The 15,585-nt window shown below is 39.8% G+C and carries 11 protein-coding genes; all 11 read left to right on the top strand.

Going from position 1 to position 15,585, the window contains the following annotated elements; all coding sequences use genetic code 11:
- A complete protein-coding gene (gene phoU, locus ABD915_RS02830; protein ID WP_345114882.1) occupies window positions 1-723 on the top strand; it encodes a phosphate signaling complex protein PhoU in 723 nt (240 codons plus the stop codon).
- A 627-nt stretch (window positions 724-1,350) separates the two neighbouring features.
- The gene (locus ABD915_RS02825; RefSeq protein WP_345114879.1) at window positions 1,351-2,205 is read left to right on the top strand and encodes a cell wall hydrolase; all 855 of its coding nucleotides are present in this window, start codon (window positions 1,351-1,353) and stop codon (window positions 2,203-2,205) included.
- A gap of 30 nt (window positions 2,206-2,235) precedes the next feature.
- Window positions 2,236-3,483, top strand: coding sequence for an aminopeptidase (locus tag ABD915_RS02820; protein WP_345114876.1), 1,248 nt, complete (start codon window positions 2,236-2,238; stop codon window positions 3,481-3,483).
- Window positions 3,484-3,543: 60 nt separating this feature from the next.
- The gene (gene mutM, locus ABD915_RS02815) at window positions 3,544-4,416 is read left to right on the top strand and encodes a bifunctional DNA-formamidopyrimidine glycosylase/DNA-(apurinic or apyrimidinic site) lyase (RefSeq protein ID WP_345114873.1); all 873 of its coding nucleotides are present in this window, start codon (window positions 3,544-3,546) and stop codon (window positions 4,414-4,416) included.
- Between the two features lie 88 nt (window positions 4,417-4,504).
- A complete protein-coding gene (locus tag ABD915_RS02810) occupies window positions 4,505-5,899 on the top strand; it encodes a M20/M25/M40 family metallo-hydrolase (protein ID WP_345114870.1) in 1,395 nt (464 codons plus the stop codon).
- Window positions 5,892-6,512 carry a ribonuclease D gene (locus ABD915_RS02805; protein ID WP_345114868.1) on the top strand — a complete coding sequence of 207 codons (621 nt, stop codon included), beginning with the start codon at window positions 5,892-5,894 and terminating at the stop codon, window positions 6,510-6,512. The genes ABD915_RS02810 and ABD915_RS02805 overlap by 8 nt, the downstream gene beginning before the upstream one ends.
- Before the next feature lie 407 nt (window positions 6,513-6,919).
- Window positions 6,920-7,225 carry a hypothetical protein gene (locus tag ABD915_RS02800; RefSeq protein WP_345114866.1) on the top strand — a complete coding sequence of 102 codons (306 nt, stop codon included), beginning with the start codon at window positions 6,920-6,922 and terminating at the stop codon, window positions 7,223-7,225.
- 1,183 nt (window positions 7,226-8,408) lie between these two features.
- On the top strand, window positions 8,409-9,242 hold the full coding sequence (locus ABD915_RS02795) for an outer membrane protein (RefSeq protein WP_345114863.1): 834 nt from the start codon (window positions 8,409-8,411) through the stop codon (window positions 9,240-9,242).
- Between the two features lie 337 nt (window positions 9,243-9,579).
- A complete protein-coding gene (locus tag ABD915_RS02790) occupies window positions 9,580-10,527 on the top strand; it encodes a porin (RefSeq protein WP_345114861.1) in 948 nt (315 codons plus the stop codon).
- A 166-nt stretch (window positions 10,528-10,693) separates the two neighbouring features.
- Complete coding sequence (locus tag ABD915_RS02785; RefSeq protein WP_345114858.1) at window positions 10,694-12,394, top strand: outer membrane beta-barrel protein; 1,701 nt, start codon at window positions 10,694-10,696, stop codon at window positions 12,392-12,394.
- Window positions 12,395-12,641: 247 nt separating this feature from the next.
- Window positions 12,642-15,557, top strand: a complete 2,916-nt coding sequence (gene ileS / locus ABD915_RS02780) for an isoleucine--tRNA ligase (RefSeq protein WP_345114855.1) — start codon at window positions 12,642-12,644, stop codon at window positions 15,555-15,557.
- The last annotated feature ends 28 nt before the right edge of the window (window positions 15,558-15,585 follow it).

Genomic DNA, 15,585 nt, shown 5'->3' with positions numbered 1-15,585 from the left:
ATGTCTATGAACCATACTGTTCGTTCTTATGATAAAGAACTGAACTATTTGGAAAAAAAAGTTACAGAAATGGGGTATCACGCAGAAAGCATGATTGAACGTTCTGTAGCATCGATTGTGTGTAATGATCTTCAGCTTGCTACGACAGTTATTACTGATGATTTATTTTTAGATGAAGCAGAACGCGACATCAATGAAAAAGCGATTGCCATTATTTGCAGACGCCAACCGATGGCTGTTGATCTGCGTGAAATTGTTGGTGCCATCCGCATTTCTTCTGATCTTGAACGAATTGGAGACATGGCCAAGAATATTGCTAAGCGGACGGTTGCACTTTCAGAAATACGTCAACCCAAAGCCTTTTACTCTAGGCTAGAAACGATTACCGCTTTAGCACTCAATCAGTTAAAAGAGATACTGAATGCTTACACGAGCCGTTTATTGGATCGTGTTGATGCAGTACGCGAACGAGATGGTAAAATTGATGCTCTATATACGTCTCTTTTTCGTGAACTTTTAACTTATATGATGGAAGATACGCGCAATATTACAGTTTGTACGCACCTACTTTTTTGTTTAAAAAATATTGAACGCATTGGTGATCATGTTACTAATATTGCTGAAACACTGCACTACATCATAACAGGTTACCATATGTCTCCTGATCGTCCTCGCGATGATCTTACATATAAGGTTGGGATAGATGAGAAGAAAATAGATTAAAATTTTTTTCGCAGACACATAAGATAATTTTGTTATTGAAGAGGGAAAACATTGGGTGTTTTTTCCAATACAATCGGGAGAGAGGTATAATTTGCGCATTCTGAACAATGGTGAAAAAGCAAAGAGGTTTTTAAATCTGATAGTGCAGATTTTTATTGATTGGTTTGAAACGTTTTTATATCGAGTGCTGTCATCATTTACTCTTTTGGTTAGAGGGGAATTTTCATTCTGATCACTTTATTAAAATTGGTAGCAAAAGGGATTTTGTTGGGAGCTTCAGTACGAATGCAGACAGTTTTAGTCCCCCAATTTTTTTCGTATGTATAGTCATTGGCTAGTTTTTTTAAGGTATAGTATTTTTTTTAAAAGAAGCATGAGGGTTGATATCTTACGGCTATATTTGGTCATTAATGGAGGGAAATATTGATTTAATTTATAAAATTTCTGAAATGATTCATGCTGTAAATTAAGAATTTTTTATTTTTTATTTTGCATAAATGTATTTTAATTACGACTTGTATTAAAATTTTACTAATTGATAATAATTAACTGTATACTTTCTGTGAAAATAGCTTTAATACTTATTAAAATTTTGAATATCAAATATGTGGAAATGTATTGCATAAGATGAAAAAAAATCATTGGACTGTTTTTATTACCTGTTGTGTAGCGCCGTTGGTTATTGTGGGATGTGCTTTCAATCATTTTGATGCTGGAAAATTGAATGATAATAAACAGAGCAAAACAGTGATGTATCCATTAACAGAGCGCCAATGTCTCATGCGTGCAATGTATTTTGAGTCGAATCGCACAAGTCGTGAAGGAATGATAGCAGTTGGAACCGTTGTTATGAATCGTGTTAATTCAACGGCCTATCCAAAGACGATTTGTGGTGTTGTTGGTCAGTATAAGCAGTTTGCTCCCGGTGTTTTAACGCGTCCTATGACGGAACCGGCATCTGTTGCTCGTGTTAAAGAAGCAGCTGATGCTGTTTTACGCGGTGAACGAGATAAGAAAATTAAAAATGCGATGTTTTTTCATACTGCTGGTTTATCCTTCCCCTATAAAAATATGCACTATGTTCGTGTTGCGGGAGGTAATGCCTTTTATGAAAAGCGTGCGCGTGATGGATCGCTTCAGGTTCCTGCTAATAATCGTCCTTATGATGTTGCTTACGCTTTTGCCCAAGAGCGTTCTGGCAATGCGCCGAGTTTCATGGATGCAACAAGCTTAGCAAGTAAGGAAACAAAAGCAGAGAAAAGGCAAAATGCATCTGATTCAATAGAGGTAGCGCAGGTGAACAGGGTACATACCACGCCTTTTGTTATAGCACAGCTTGATAAGGTTCCGATTCCCACATATGCGCCTCATCGTATAGATAAGCAAGAGGAAACCAAGTCCTTTGAGGCATATACTATACCCTCATCAGATCAGTTAAGTGCAATTGTTGCAGTGTTAGAAGAACGGTACAGAAGCCGGTAATTTTCTCATAATCAAGGAAGGGTATTGGTAATGTACTTTGATATTCATGAAACGATTTCACCTGAAAAACTTAATCGTCTTGCAGAAATTACGGTAAAAGTTGGACTGAATTTACAAGAGGGGCAAGATCTTGTTTTGACTGCTCCAGTTTCAGCATTACCCTTTGTTCGGCGTATTGCATATCATGCCTATAAGGTTGGTGCTGGTGTGATTACACCACTTTTTAGTGATGATATGTTATCACTTACGCGCTTTGAAAATGCACATACTGGTAGTTTTGATTGTGCACCTTCTTGGCTGTATGAGGGAATGGCGAAGGCTTTTGAAAATGGGGCTGCGCGTTTAGCTATTGTAGGTGATAATCCTTTGCTGCTTTCCAATCAGGATTTTGATAAGATTGCGCGTTTAAATAAAGCCACTTCAATGGCTTACCAGCCAGCTCTCAAAAAAATATCAAATTTTGTCATGAACTGGTCGATTGTTGCTTATCCAACAGCCGGATGGGCTGAAGCGATGTTCCCTTCTTTACCGCTTAATGAGGCGATTAAGAAGTTAGCTGATGCGATTTTTTCTGCTTCACGTGTTACAGAAGAAGATCCAGTGCATGCGTGGATGGTACATAATGCAACTTTGAAGCAACGGTCATCTTGGCTTAATGAGAAGCGTTTTTCTGCTTTGCATTTTACAGGCCCAGGAACCGATTTAACGGTTGGTTTGGCAGATGATCATGAATGGCATGGTGGTGCATCGGCTGCTCAAAATGGTGTTGTCTGCAATCCTAATATTCCGACAGAAGAAGTCTTCACTACTCCTCATGCTCATAAGGTTGAAGGTTTTGTTCGTTCGACGAAGCCACTTTCCTATCAGGGAGCACTCATTGATAATATTGAGATGCGTTTTGAAGCAGGGCGTATTGTTGATGCACGTGCTTCGACGGGACAGGAAGTTTTGCAAGAGGTTTTGAAAAGTGATGAGGGTGCGAGTCGGTTGGGTGAAGTTGCCCTTGTTCCACATTCTTCACCGATTTCTAAGAGTGATCTCCTTTTTTATAATACTTTATTTGATGAAAATGCTGCATGCCATATTGCTTTAGGGCAGTGTTATTCCAAGTGCTTTTTAGATGGAGCATCATTGACGGCAGAGGAGATTGCAGCGCGTGGCGGTAATAAAAGTGTAATTCATATTGACTGGATGATTGGATCAGGTGAAATCGATATAGACGGCATTATGCAGGATGGTACAGAAGTTCCTGTATTTCGTAAGGGGGAATGGGCTTAATATTATTGTTTTTTTCAATGGTACTTTATTGGAAAGCACATAATTTATTTAAGAAGAGTGATGCCTGAGCTTCCTGAAGTAGAAACAGTTCGTCGTGGACTTGAACCTGTTGTGACTGGTGCAAAGATACTATCTGTCACGCTTAATCGTAGAGATTTACGATTTCCTTTTCCAGAAGCATTTTCTGAGCGACTTGTGGGGAAGACGATCTTAGAACTTGGTCGGCGCGCGAAATATTTGTTGTTTCATCTTTCGCAAAATGAAACGATTTTAAGCCATTTAGGAATGTCAGGATCATGGCGTGTAGGGGATCATCTTTTAAAAGAAACATCTGCTACAGGTAAATTTGTTATGCATGATCACTTTGTCATGGATATTCAAGCAAAAGACGGCAAAATTTATCACCTCACTTATAATGATGTTCGTCGTTTTGGGTTTATGCTTTTAGTAGACACAAGCAAACTTTATGAGCATCCGCTTTTAAGGAAGTTAGGGATCGAGCCTATGAGTGATGCGTTTTGTGGTCGTTATTTACAAGAGGTTTTTGTTAATAAAAAAATATCCCTGAAGGGAATTTTACTTGATCAGACTGTCGTTGCGGGTTTGGGGAATATTTATGTTTGCGAAGCGCTTTGGCGTAGTCGCTTATCTCCACAGCGTAGTGCATTTACGTTAGCATCGAAAACTGTACATGCACGCGAATTTGCTAATTCCTTGGCACAGAATATACGCAATGTGATTGCTGAAGCAATTTTGTCTGGTGGATCTTCTTTACGTGATTACATGCATGTAGATGGCTCGCTTGGTTATTTTCAACATGCTTTTTCAGTTTATGGACGAGAAGGCAAGGAGTGCTTGCAATGTGGAACGCCTATTGTACGTATTTTGCAGTCTGGGCGTTCAAGTTTTTACTGTTCACAGTGTCAAAAATGAATAAGGTCTCTTGCAAAATTCTACGGGAGGCTTAAAGTCATAATTCACAATTACAAAAGGCTTTGTATAAGGCTTGGGAGGTTTTTTTATGCTGAATAAAGTACTAACACATCTTGATGATAATATAGAAAAGAGCCTTGAACGCCTTTTTTCTCTTTTACGTTTTCAATCGATTTCTACAGACTCGGCTTATAAGGATGCATGTCGTGAAACAGCTGATTGGTTAGTGGAGGATTTAAAAAGTATTGGCTTTGAGGCTTCACGGCGCGATACACCAGGTCATCCAGTCGTTGTCGGGCATCATCCAGGGCCTTCAGATGATTGTCTGCATGTTTTGTTTTACGGACATTATGATGTTCAACCTGTTGATCCATTGAGTTTATGGGAAGATGATCCATTTACACCTTCTTTAAAAGAGAGAGATGGAGAGAAAGTTATTTGTGCTCGTGGGGCTTCAGATGACAAAGGTCAGTTTATGACGTTTATTGAAGCGTGTCGTGCATTTAAGAAGGAAACAGGGCAGCTTCCTGTTAAAGTTACGGTTTTATGTGAAGGTGAAGAAGAAAGTGCTTCTCCTTCTCTTATTCCGTTTTTGAAAGCAAATAGGGATGAGCTTAAGGCTGATTGCGCATTGGTTTGTGACACATCTATGTGGGATGCCAATACACCATCTATTGCTCTTTCTCTTCGGGGAATTATGGCAGAAGAGATTATTATCACAGCAGCTAATCGTGATTTGCATTCTGGTTATTTTGGGGGTGTAGCAGCTAATCCCATTCGCATTTTAGCGAAAGTTTTGGCAGGAATTCATGACGAAAACAATAGGGTAACACTTCCAGGTTTTTATGATGGAGTAGATGAAACACCTCCACATATTTTGCAATCATGGAATACACTTAATTGCACTGCTGAAAATTTTCTTGGTCCTATAGGACTTTCTATCCCAGCTGGTGAAAAAGGACGGAGCATTTTAGAACTTGTATGGGCGCGCCCTACAGCAGAAATTAATGGTATTAGTGGTGGCTATGAGGGAGAAGGGTTTAAAACGGTTATTGCTTCTCAAGCGAGTGCAAAAGTATCGTGTCGTTTAGTTCATAAGCAAGATCCAGAGAAAATACGTCAAGCTTTGCGTGATTATGTACGCAGCTCTATTCCTACTGACTGTACAGTTGAATTTAAGAATCATGGTTCTTCTCCAGCACTTCAGCTTTCTGATGATTCCTCTTTTATCAAGGCGGCAAAGGATGCTTTATCACAAGAGTGGGAATGTCCTACTGTATTGTCAGCTATGGGTGGTTCAATTCCAGTTGTTGCAGATTTTCAGTCAATTCTTGATATGGAGACTGTTTTGGTTGGTTTTGGACTGGCAGATGACTGTATTCATTCTCCTAACGAAAAATATAATCTAAAATCATTTCATAAAGGGCAGCGGTCTTGGGCGCGTATTCTTGCGGCTTTAGCAAATAGGAGGGTAAATGACTGAAATTCGCGTTCATCAAGGTGATTTACCCAACTTAGACAATTATCAAATTGATGCCGTTGCGATTGATACCGAAACTTTAGGATTACAACCGTATCGTGATCGTTTATGTGTTGTTCAGCTTTCTTCTGGGGATGGTACTGCTGACGTTATACAGATTGCTAAAGGACAAAAGAGTGCGCCCAATTTGGTCAAATTGCTTGAAGATAAGGCAATCACCAAAATATTTCATTTTGGGCGTTTTGATCTTTCTATTTTGGCGCATACATTTGGTGTTATGCCGGATGTGGTGTTTTGTACAAAAATTGCTTCAAAACTCACGCGTACTTACACGGATCGTCATGGATTAAAAGAAATTTGTGGTGAATTACTGAACGTGAATATTTCTAAACAGCAGCAATCTTCGGATTGGGCTGCTGAAAAGTTATCACGTGCGCAAATTGAATATGCTGCGTCAGATGTTTTATATTTACATCGTTTAAAAGATATATTTGAAGAACGCTTAAGACGTGAAGAACGGGAAAATGTTGCAAAGGCGTGTTTTGAATTTTTGCCTATGAGGGCGAAACTCGATCTTTTAGGATGGTCGGAGATTGATATTTTCGCGCATAGCTGAGTTTAATAACTCGCTTTTAAAATCAGAGTAGGAATATCAACATAACAAAATAAAATGCCCACACTCTGTGGGCATTTTTTGTTCTTTCATCTGTTTTGATTCTTAAATCTTATGACAAGATTCTTATGGAATGAGTGTTGTTTAATTTGAAGATTGTACAATAAACGTACATTTGCGCATACACGCTTTTTGGTGTTTATAATTGTTTTTATTTAGATACAAAACGAGTTATTTTTGTGTTGGTATAGCTTAAAATCTTTATTTTTTTAAAATAAAAATACGAAAAAGTTCTGCTTTTGCAGGGGAAGAACTTTATTGTTATCTATAAGACCATCATTTTTCTATGGAAGTTTGAAGTGAGCGCACTATGTAAAATCCATTACGGATATTTACAAGGAGATAGATCTATGAAAATGATATATTTTATTACAGCTTATGCTACTTTCGCTTCAATCTCTATGGCTCAGGCCGCTAGTCTTATAGGGGCTCAAAAGCTCGTAGAGGGAATTTTTTCTTCTAAAAGTTCACTTTTTGATGCACAGATTGGCAATCCTTTAGGTGAAGTTTTACGAACGAAATTCTGTAATCATCAACGGGGACAGGCTGCTCAGTTGGTACCTGTAGCGTCGTCTTCGAATAAAAAAAGACGAGGACCTCCTCGTGGAGGAAAAAAACGACCAAATCTATTTACGAAAAGTCCGATGAGTTTTTAGTAAGCTGAAGCGATATTGGAATATGAAGTTTACTTTCTGTCATCGGAGAATTCGGAGAATGTGGATGTTTTTCGAGCTTAAAAGTGGGGGGGATGGCAGTGTGTGTTTGCACTTTTAGTTGTGATAGCGTTTTTGTGGTGAGTGGGGGCTTTGATGTGAGATGCAGGTATCTTAATTGGAATGAACAAGTGAGATGTATGGCAATGTAGAGTACAAAATCCGTGCATTTGTACGTAAGTAATCTGTAGATTTTAGCTTGTTTACGATTTAACACATTACAAAGTTGTATTTTAAATGAGTTTTTATTTTTTATATCGTGGTATGTTATTTTTACCACAGAAGTTTAAGGATGACCGCTGTTTTTTTCATGAGTGAGCATTGGTTGTTTTTGGGATAGAGTGATGACTTTTGAGCAACGTTGGAGTTAAAGATTGCGGGAAGATTTTCCTATTTAGTGCAGAGTTTATATTTCAATTTTAAGCTTCAGAGGAAGCTGTTATGGAAGTTTCAGCGTTTATCTCAGTAAAGGTTGTGGCTAAGGGGGCAGTTTGTCCAATAAGGTGACACAAAAGAGATAGTGAAACATTACGCAAAGCGGTGCAGGCGCTCTAAAAAAAGATTTTCTAGAACGTTTTGGAAGAAGCAGAAAATAAAATGATGCGACTGTATTCCAAAAAGTGATGAATGCGTAAAGAGTCCCATTTTTTAAAAATGGGTTGGATTGATGGATGGTGATTTCTATGGTGTTTGGTGCTTTTTGTGATGGAGTTCACGTGTGGAGGTGGGTTTTCTTTTTCAGTTGTGAGAAGAGAAATCTAGCAGGTTAAGTTGTTGCACTGGGGCATGTCATGGTTAAAGCCAAAACCATTGTTAAAGTCATTGTTTGTGTAGATGTGAGGGGAGATTGCATTTTTGCAATAATTAACACTGCTTTTTCACGGAGAGGAGGATTTGTGCTTTTTGTGAAAATTCATAAAGAACAGTATTACATTTTATGCGAGGATATAATTTTTGTGTAAGTATAACTGACCAATTCTCATTTTTTGCAAATTATATGACTAAAAGGGAAGGTATTTGGTAGATTTCTTGTTTTTTTTATGGGTGTGTCACTTTTACTACAGATATCTATAGTTTGGGCTCTATATGAGACTGCGTGTTCAAATATCAGCTATGGAGAAAAATTATGAATATAAAATGGTTAATAACGGCTTCTGCTTTCGCTTTTGTTTCAGCTTCAGCAGCGCAGGCAGCAGATGTTATTGTTCCCCCTCAGCCCACACCCGTTACTCCAGTTATTGTTCCTTCTACGTTTTCTTGGACAGGTTTCTATATTGGTGGCCAGATTGGGAGTTTTTCGAGTAAAACGAAAATGGATATCCTCAGTGATGGAAAAACCTTTCCAGTGTCTGATGACTCTTTGCCTAAACTGTCAGGTTTCATGGGTGGTATTTATGGTGGTTCCAATATTGATCTTGGCAATGGTCTTATTCTAGGTGTGGATACAGATATCATTTGGACCGATAAAAATGACACTAAAACGGGGAAAGTGTATGCGATTGATAAAAATCACATAGCATATATTACGAAGATGTTGGACAAATCTGGGATTAAGATTGGTGAAAAAGGACTTAAGGCTGGTGATAAACGCGTGAGCAGTTTTACTTTTAAAGAAAAGTGGGCTGGGGCTACGCGGGTGCGTATCGGTTTTGCTGCTGAACGCATTATGCCTTATGTTGCTGGTGGTATTGCTTATACACAGCTTCAAGATATCGCGTCGGTATCAATAACAGACAAGGATACAGGTAAAGTAATTGCTTCTGGTAATTTGTCTGATGAAACAAAGACATTTGTTGGCTACACTCTTGGTGCGGGTGTTGATTTAGCAATGACCAATAATGTTATTGTGCGTGCGGAATATCGTTACTCGGACTTTGGTAAAAAGAAATTCTCAAACGATAAATATGAAACTTCTTACAAAACCAATGATTTTCGCGTTGGGGTAGCTTATAAATTTTAACGTACTATAAGTTTCAATGAAGAAGGGGCTCCGTCTTTGGCGGAGGCTCATTTATTTTTGTTGCTATATTATCACATGGTTCATATTATTATGCCTGCAGAATGTTATTGTTCATTGATTTTTATAAAAGGAAATTCATAAATGACAAGCAGGAATTTAACTATAAACCCAATGATTTCAGCAAGATAACTTACAAATTTTGGTACAAAACTAAATTATTAAGAGGCTCTTTCTTTGAATGGAGTCTCTATTTTATGTGACTGTGTCATTTTTACTACAGATTTTTTTTGCTTGGGTGTATAGCATTGCGCCATAAAATAAATTAGGAGCAAAATTTATGAATATAAAATCTTTAATGACAACCTCTGTTATCGCTTTGATTTCAGCTACTGCTGTACAGGCTGCTGATGTTGTAATTCCACATGAGGTTGCACCAGTTATTACGGCCCCTACTTTCTCTTGGACAGGTTTCTATATTGGTGGTCAAGTTGGAAATTTTTCGAGTAAGGTTGAGATAACAGATCCAGCTACAAAAAATAAACTTTTCACTAAAGACCTTACACCTAAGCCTTCTGGTTTCATGGGTGGCATTTATGCGGGCTCCAATTTTGATCTTGGAAATGGTCTCATTTTAGGTGTTGAAACGGATGCAGTTTGGGCTGACCGTGGAGAAACAAAAACAATCTTTATGTTTGGCGGTGACGAAGATAAGAAGCCTGGTGGTGGTGGTGAAGATAAGAAGCCTGGTGGCGGTGACGAAGATAAGAAGCCTGGTGGTGGTGGTGAAGATAAGAAGCCTGGTGGCGGTGACGAAGATAAGAAGCCTGGTGGCGGTGACGAAGATAAGAAGCCTGGTGGCGGTGATGAAAGTAAGAAGTCTGCACTTATTCGGACCGTAGCATTACCGAATGTCACGTCTAAGGAGAATTTTACTTTTAAAGAAAAGTGGTCTGGTGCTACGCGGATACGTATTGGTTTTGCGGCTGCTGATCGCATTATGCCTTATGTCGCTGGTGGTATTGCTTATGCACAAATGCAGGGTATTCAATCGACTTCAGTAACAGATGCATCAGGTAAAACAGTTTCTACTAAAGAAGCTGATAAAACCATGACAATGGTTGGTTATACTCTTGGTGGTGGTGTTGATTTCGCAATGACAGACAATGTTCTGTTGCGTGCGGAATACCGTTTCTCAGACTTTGGTAAAAAGAAATTCGTGAAAGATGGTGCTGAATTTAACTACAAAACCAATGACTTCCGTGTTGGTGTAGCTTACAAATTCTAATTGAATACAAAGATAAATTATTAATATAAAATTAATTACTAAGAGGCCCTGTCTTTGACGGGGCCTTTATTTTTTTGTGATTTTTTTTAAGTGTGTCATTTTTGCTACAGATATTTTAAAACGGATGCCCTATATATAATCCGTTTTGTATATTTGGAGATAATTTATGAACACGAAACGTTTAATATCGGCTTCTATTTTTGCTTTAATTTCAGCTTCTGCGGCACAGGCAGCGGATGTGATGATTCCTCATCAGCCAGCACGAGCTGTTCAACCAGCTATTGTTGTTCCGGCTTTCACATGGGCAGGTTTTTATCTCGGTGGCCAAATTGGTGGTTTTTCGGGTAAAACTGATATGAGTGTTGTTGGTAAGGACAAAAATATTCCACTGAGCAAAGATTGGTCACCTAAACTTTCAGGTTTTGAAGGTGGTCTTTACACAGGTGCGAATATTGATCTCGGCGATAACTTCATTTTTAGTATTGATACGGATTTCAGTTGGGCTGGACAAAAACACACAAAAACTATAACAATAGGTGCACCTGAAAACACTGCAGTAGATAGTTTAGTATCAAGATCTCGCAGATCAACGGAAACAGTTTCTGCAAAACAAACTTCTGTGACACAAGTCTCTGCAAAACCTGATTCTACGGCATCGAGTTCTACAAATCCAGCAGGATCAGCCCCAACAAGTTCAGAAGGATCAGTTCAAACAAAGCAAACAGAATCAGCTCCAACAAAGCCAGCGGCAGAAGCGGGAGTAAATGCAGGAGGAAACACACAGCGATCATCGACAGTACCATCCTCACCAACCTCTACAACATCGACTCCTAAGGCATCGGCTTCTACAAAGCTAACAGGGATAGCTCAAACAAAGCCAGCAACAAGCGGGGGAGCGGATGCAGCGGTCGTATTGCAATCATTGACTCCTCAAACCTCCTCTGTAGGTAGATCAGCGTCTTCCGGTGCACGCTCAGTATCATTGACGTCAAATTCTGTGAAAAAGGTAGGAGATTCAGGAAAAAAAGCTGAAGCTGTTACATCAGGAGCAGGGAAAGCGCAGTCAGGAGAGACAAGGCAAAGAGTATTGATGTCCTCATCTTCACAGGCGACGCAATCAACGGCGACACCAGCATCAGTGGCATCAAAAGTGGAAGCGACCGTACCGAAACAACCACTGGTACTGGCGAGATCAGGATCGTTCGGATCGGAAGAAAATACTGCTAGTGATGGTGGGAAACATGCTCAGGGGCATGGTGCATCTCACGGAAGTGGACACGGCTCTGGTGCTGATCCCCATGGGAAAGGTATTCATCATCCGCACAGTTCTAATCCACATGCTGCTTCTTCCCGTGGTTCTAATCCCCATGGCACACAGAATGTGGCTGGGCGCAGTGCGCAAGGTACACAAGCTGCAGATGAAAGCGGTACGAGTGCATATGGTATAGAGCAAGTGAAGAAGGAGATCGCAGGTCTTGGTTTGAACCAAGAGGGAAACGTCGAAACTTTGAGCCATACCTTCAAACAAAATTGGGGTGGGGCTACACGAGTGCGTATCGGTTTTGCTGCTGATCGCTTTATGCCCTATGTTGCTGGTGGTATTGCTTATGGGCAGTTCCAAGACACTATATCAATAACACTTAAACAGGGTGGTGAAGCAGCTTCTTCTAAGAACTTAACTGACGAAACAAAGACGATGGTTGGTTATACTCTTGGTGGTGGTGTTGACTTTGCAATGACCGACAATATTTTGCTCCGTGCAGAATATCGTTACTCAGACTTTGGTAAAAAGAAATTTGCAAAGGAAAAGCTTGAAATTGACTACAAAATCAATGATTTCCGTGTTGGTGTAGCTTACAAATTCTGATTTGTTTTAAGGTTAAGTTATTACAAGGCTCTACCAGTGGTGGGGCCTTTATTTTTTAAAGAGCATCATTTTTAGGTTTCCTTTCTTGATAGTTTCGTGATAAAGCCCATGAAACGTTATGATATATCTTCTTGATCGCTGCTTAATACGAATGATTGGCTTTCCCTATAGATCAAAAACCAGAGTTGCAGGGTTCAGGGAAGTTATGCAAAAATGAAATCGTAAAAGTGGACGGGAATGTTTCACAATGACTGTGAAAAATGAAACAATAGATTATTCGAAAACTCTTTATCTACCACAAACTAGTTTTCCTATGCGTGCGGGGCTGCCACAAAAAGAGCTTGAGCTAATGGCGCGATGGGAAGATATGGGGCTTTATGCTAAATTGCGCCAGCAAGCAAAAGACCGCCCACTTTACATTCTTCATGATGGTCCCCCTTATGCAAATGGCCATATTCATATCGGGCATGCTCTAAATAAAGTTTTAAAGGATGTCATTGTTCGCTCATTCCAAATGCGCGGTTTTAATGCAAATTATGTTCCTGGTTGGGATTGCCATGGACTTCCAATTGAATGGAAGATTGAAGAAAAATATCGTGCGCAAGGGAAAAATAAGGATGATGTGCCTCTTAACGAATTTCGTCAAGAATGCCGTGAATTTGCACAACATTGGATAACTGTTCAAAGTGAAGAATTTAAACGCCTTGGCGTTGTTGGAGATTTTAACACGCCCTACACTACAATGGCTTTTCATGCAGAAGCACGCATTGCCAGTGAATTGATGAAATTTGCTATGTCAGATCAGATTTATCGGGGGTCAAAGCCTGTAATGTGGTCTGTAGTTGAGCGCACGGCTTTGGCTGAGGCAGAGATTGAATATCATGATCATGAATCAGAAGTTATCTGGGTTAAATTTCCTGTTATTGAAGCCACCTCTAATGATTTATATGGTGCTTATGTTGTGATTTGGACAACGACTCCTTGGACAATTCCGGGTAACCGTGCGGTGAGTTATTCTTCGCAAATTTCTTACGGTGTGTACCAAGTTGAAAGTACAGAAAATGATTTTGGGCCGCAAGTTGGGGAAAAGCTTCTTTTTGCTGATGCGCTAGCGATGAGTTGTGCAGAAAAAGCAAAACTTGTTTTGAAGCATTTGCGTGTTGTTTCTGCTGATGAGCTTAAAACTCTCTTTCTTTCTCATCCACTTAAAGGTTTAGCTGGAGGTTATCATTATAAGATTGCGATGCTTGATGGTTCGCACGTAACAGAAAGTGCTGGTACAGGTTTTGTTCATACCGCCCCTAGCCATGGACGTGAAGATTTTGAAATTTGGAATATTTATAAACCTCTATTAGAGCAGGCTGGTATTGATTCATCTATACCATTTCCCGTTGATGATGCTGGTTTTTATACGAAGGATGTTCCCGGTTTTGGACCGGACCGTAAAGAAGGGGCTGTACGCGTTATTGATGATAATGGAAAAATGGGTGATGCTAATAAAGAGGTTATTAACGCTTTAATTAAAGCGGATCGATTGTTTGCACGCGGTCGCTTAAAACATTCCTATCCTCATAGTTGGCGTTCGAAAAAACCTGTTATTTTCCGCAATACACCGCAATGGTTTATTTCGATGGATAAAGATCTTGGCGATGGTTCAACTCTACGCAGTCGAGCTTTAGAGGCTGTTTCAAAGACGCGTTTTGTTCCTTCTTCTGGTCAAAATCGTTTGGCTTCTATGATAGCGGATCGTCCTGATTGGGTTCTTTCTCGTCAGCGGGCTTGGGGTGTTCCGATTTGTATTTTTGCGAATGAAGATGGTGTCGTTCTTAAAGATGAGAAAGTGAATGAACGTATTTTACGAGCTTTTGAAGCAGAAGGGGCGGATGCGTGGTTTGCAGAAGGAGCGCGTGAACGTTTTTTAGGTGACCGTGCGCATGAGTCTTGGGTTCAGGTCCGTGATATTCTTGATGTTTGGTTTGATTCTGGGGCGAGCCATAGTTTTGTGTTGGAAGATCGGGATGATTTGAGATGGCCCGCTGATATTTATTTTGAAGGATCTGATCAACATCGTGGATGGTTTCAATCTTCTCTTTTAGAAAGTTGTGGTACGCGTGCTTCTTCACCTTATAAAGCGGTGATTACACACGGCTTTACTTTGGATGAAAATGGCAAAAAAATGTCTAAATCTTTAGGGAATACAGTTGTTCCGCAAGAGATCATTAAAACATCTGGTGCTGATATTTTTCGTCTTTGGGTGATGACCACTGATTATTGGGAAGATCAGCGTTTAGGAAAAAAAATTCTTCAGACGAATGTGGATTCGTACCGTAAATTGCGTAATGCGATTCGCTGGATGCTTGGAACGCTAGCACATGATGAAGGAGAAGAAATAGCTTATTGTGCACTGCCAGATCTTGAAAAACTTATATTGCATCGGCTTTTTGAACTCGATCAGTTGATTAATCGAGCCTATGACGAATTTGATTTCAAGAAGATTATGCGTGCGTTATTGGATTTTTCGATTACTGAGTTATCGGCATTTTATTTTGATATCCGGAAAGATTCTCTTTATTGCGATGCGCCTTCATCAAAAAAGCGCAAGGCTTCCTTGCAAGTTGTCCGTGAGACTTTTGAGCGAATGGTAACATGGCTTGCTCCGATGTTGCCTTTTACCATGGAAGAAGCTTGGTTGGAGCGTTATCCAGAAAGTCATTCAGTGCATTTGGAACAATTTCGGTCTGCTCCAAGGGAATGGCAGAATGAATCTTTGGCTGAACGCTGGAAAAAAGTTCGGCAGGTTCGTAAAGTTGTGACGGGAGCTTTAGAGCTTGAACGCGCTGACAAGCGTATTGGATCATCGTTAGAAGCAGCGCCTATTGTTTTTATTTCTAATCCGGTTTTACTGGAAGCATTGGAAAATTTGGATATGGCGGAAATTTGTATCACCAGTGCTCTAACAATTACTCAGGATGTACCGCCTTCAGATGCTTTTACTCTCATCGATGTTGAAGGCGTTGGTGTATATCCGAGTAAGGCTTTTGGTACAAAATGTGCTCGATCATGGCGTTATACGCAAGATGTTGGGAGTGATCCTGCTTATCCTGATGTATCTGCTCGCGATGCAGCTACTTTGCGGGAATTGCAGATGCTTGGAAAAATTTAAAAACTTTGGATCAGAAGAGAAAAATCCA

Source organism: Bartonella jaculi (assembly GCF_039543045.1).
GTDB classification, from domain to species: Bacteria; Pseudomonadota; Alphaproteobacteria; order Rhizobiales; family Rhizobiaceae; genus Bartonella; species Bartonella jaculi.
Note: the sequence above shows the minus strand (reverse complement) of the source record. Positions and strands in the feature narration are given on the sequence as shown.

Excerpts from the sequence above, each read along its gene's own strand:
- phoU (WP_345114882.1), top strand. The coding sequence starts at position 1 with ATGTCTATGAACCATACTGTTCGTTCTTATGATAAAGAACTGAACTAT.
- ABD915_RS02825 (WP_345114879.1), top strand. The coding sequence starts at position 1,351 with ATGAAAAAAAATCATTGGACTGTTTTTATTACCTGTTGTGTAGCGCCG.
- ABD915_RS02820 (WP_345114876.1), top strand. The coding sequence starts at position 2,236 with ATGTACTTTGATATTCATGAAACGATTTCACCTGAAAAACTTAATCGT.
- mutM (WP_345114873.1), top strand. The coding sequence starts at position 3,544 with ATGCCTGAGCTTCCTGAAGTAGAAACAGTTCGTCGTGGACTTGAACCT.
- ABD915_RS02810 (WP_345114870.1), top strand. The coding sequence starts at position 4,505 with ATGCTGAATAAAGTACTAACACATCTTGATGATAATATAGAAAAGAGC.
- ABD915_RS02805 (WP_345114868.1), top strand. The coding sequence starts at position 5,892 with ATGACTGAAATTCGCGTTCATCAAGGTGATTTACCCAACTTAGACAAT.
- ABD915_RS02800 (WP_345114866.1), top strand. The coding sequence starts at position 6,920 with ATGAAAATGATATATTTTATTACAGCTTATGCTACTTTCGCTTCAATC.
- ABD915_RS02795 (WP_345114863.1), top strand. The coding sequence starts at position 8,409 with ATGAATATAAAATGGTTAATAACGGCTTCTGCTTTCGCTTTTGTTTCA.
- ABD915_RS02790 (WP_345114861.1), top strand. The coding sequence starts at position 9,580 with ATGAATATAAAATCTTTAATGACAACCTCTGTTATCGCTTTGATTTCA.
- ABD915_RS02785 (WP_345114858.1), top strand. The coding sequence starts at position 10,694 with ATGAACACGAAACGTTTAATATCGGCTTCTATTTTTGCTTTAATTTCA.
- ileS (WP_345114855.1), top strand. The coding sequence starts at position 12,642 with ATGACTGTGAAAAATGAAACAATAGATTATTCGAAAACTCTTTATCTA.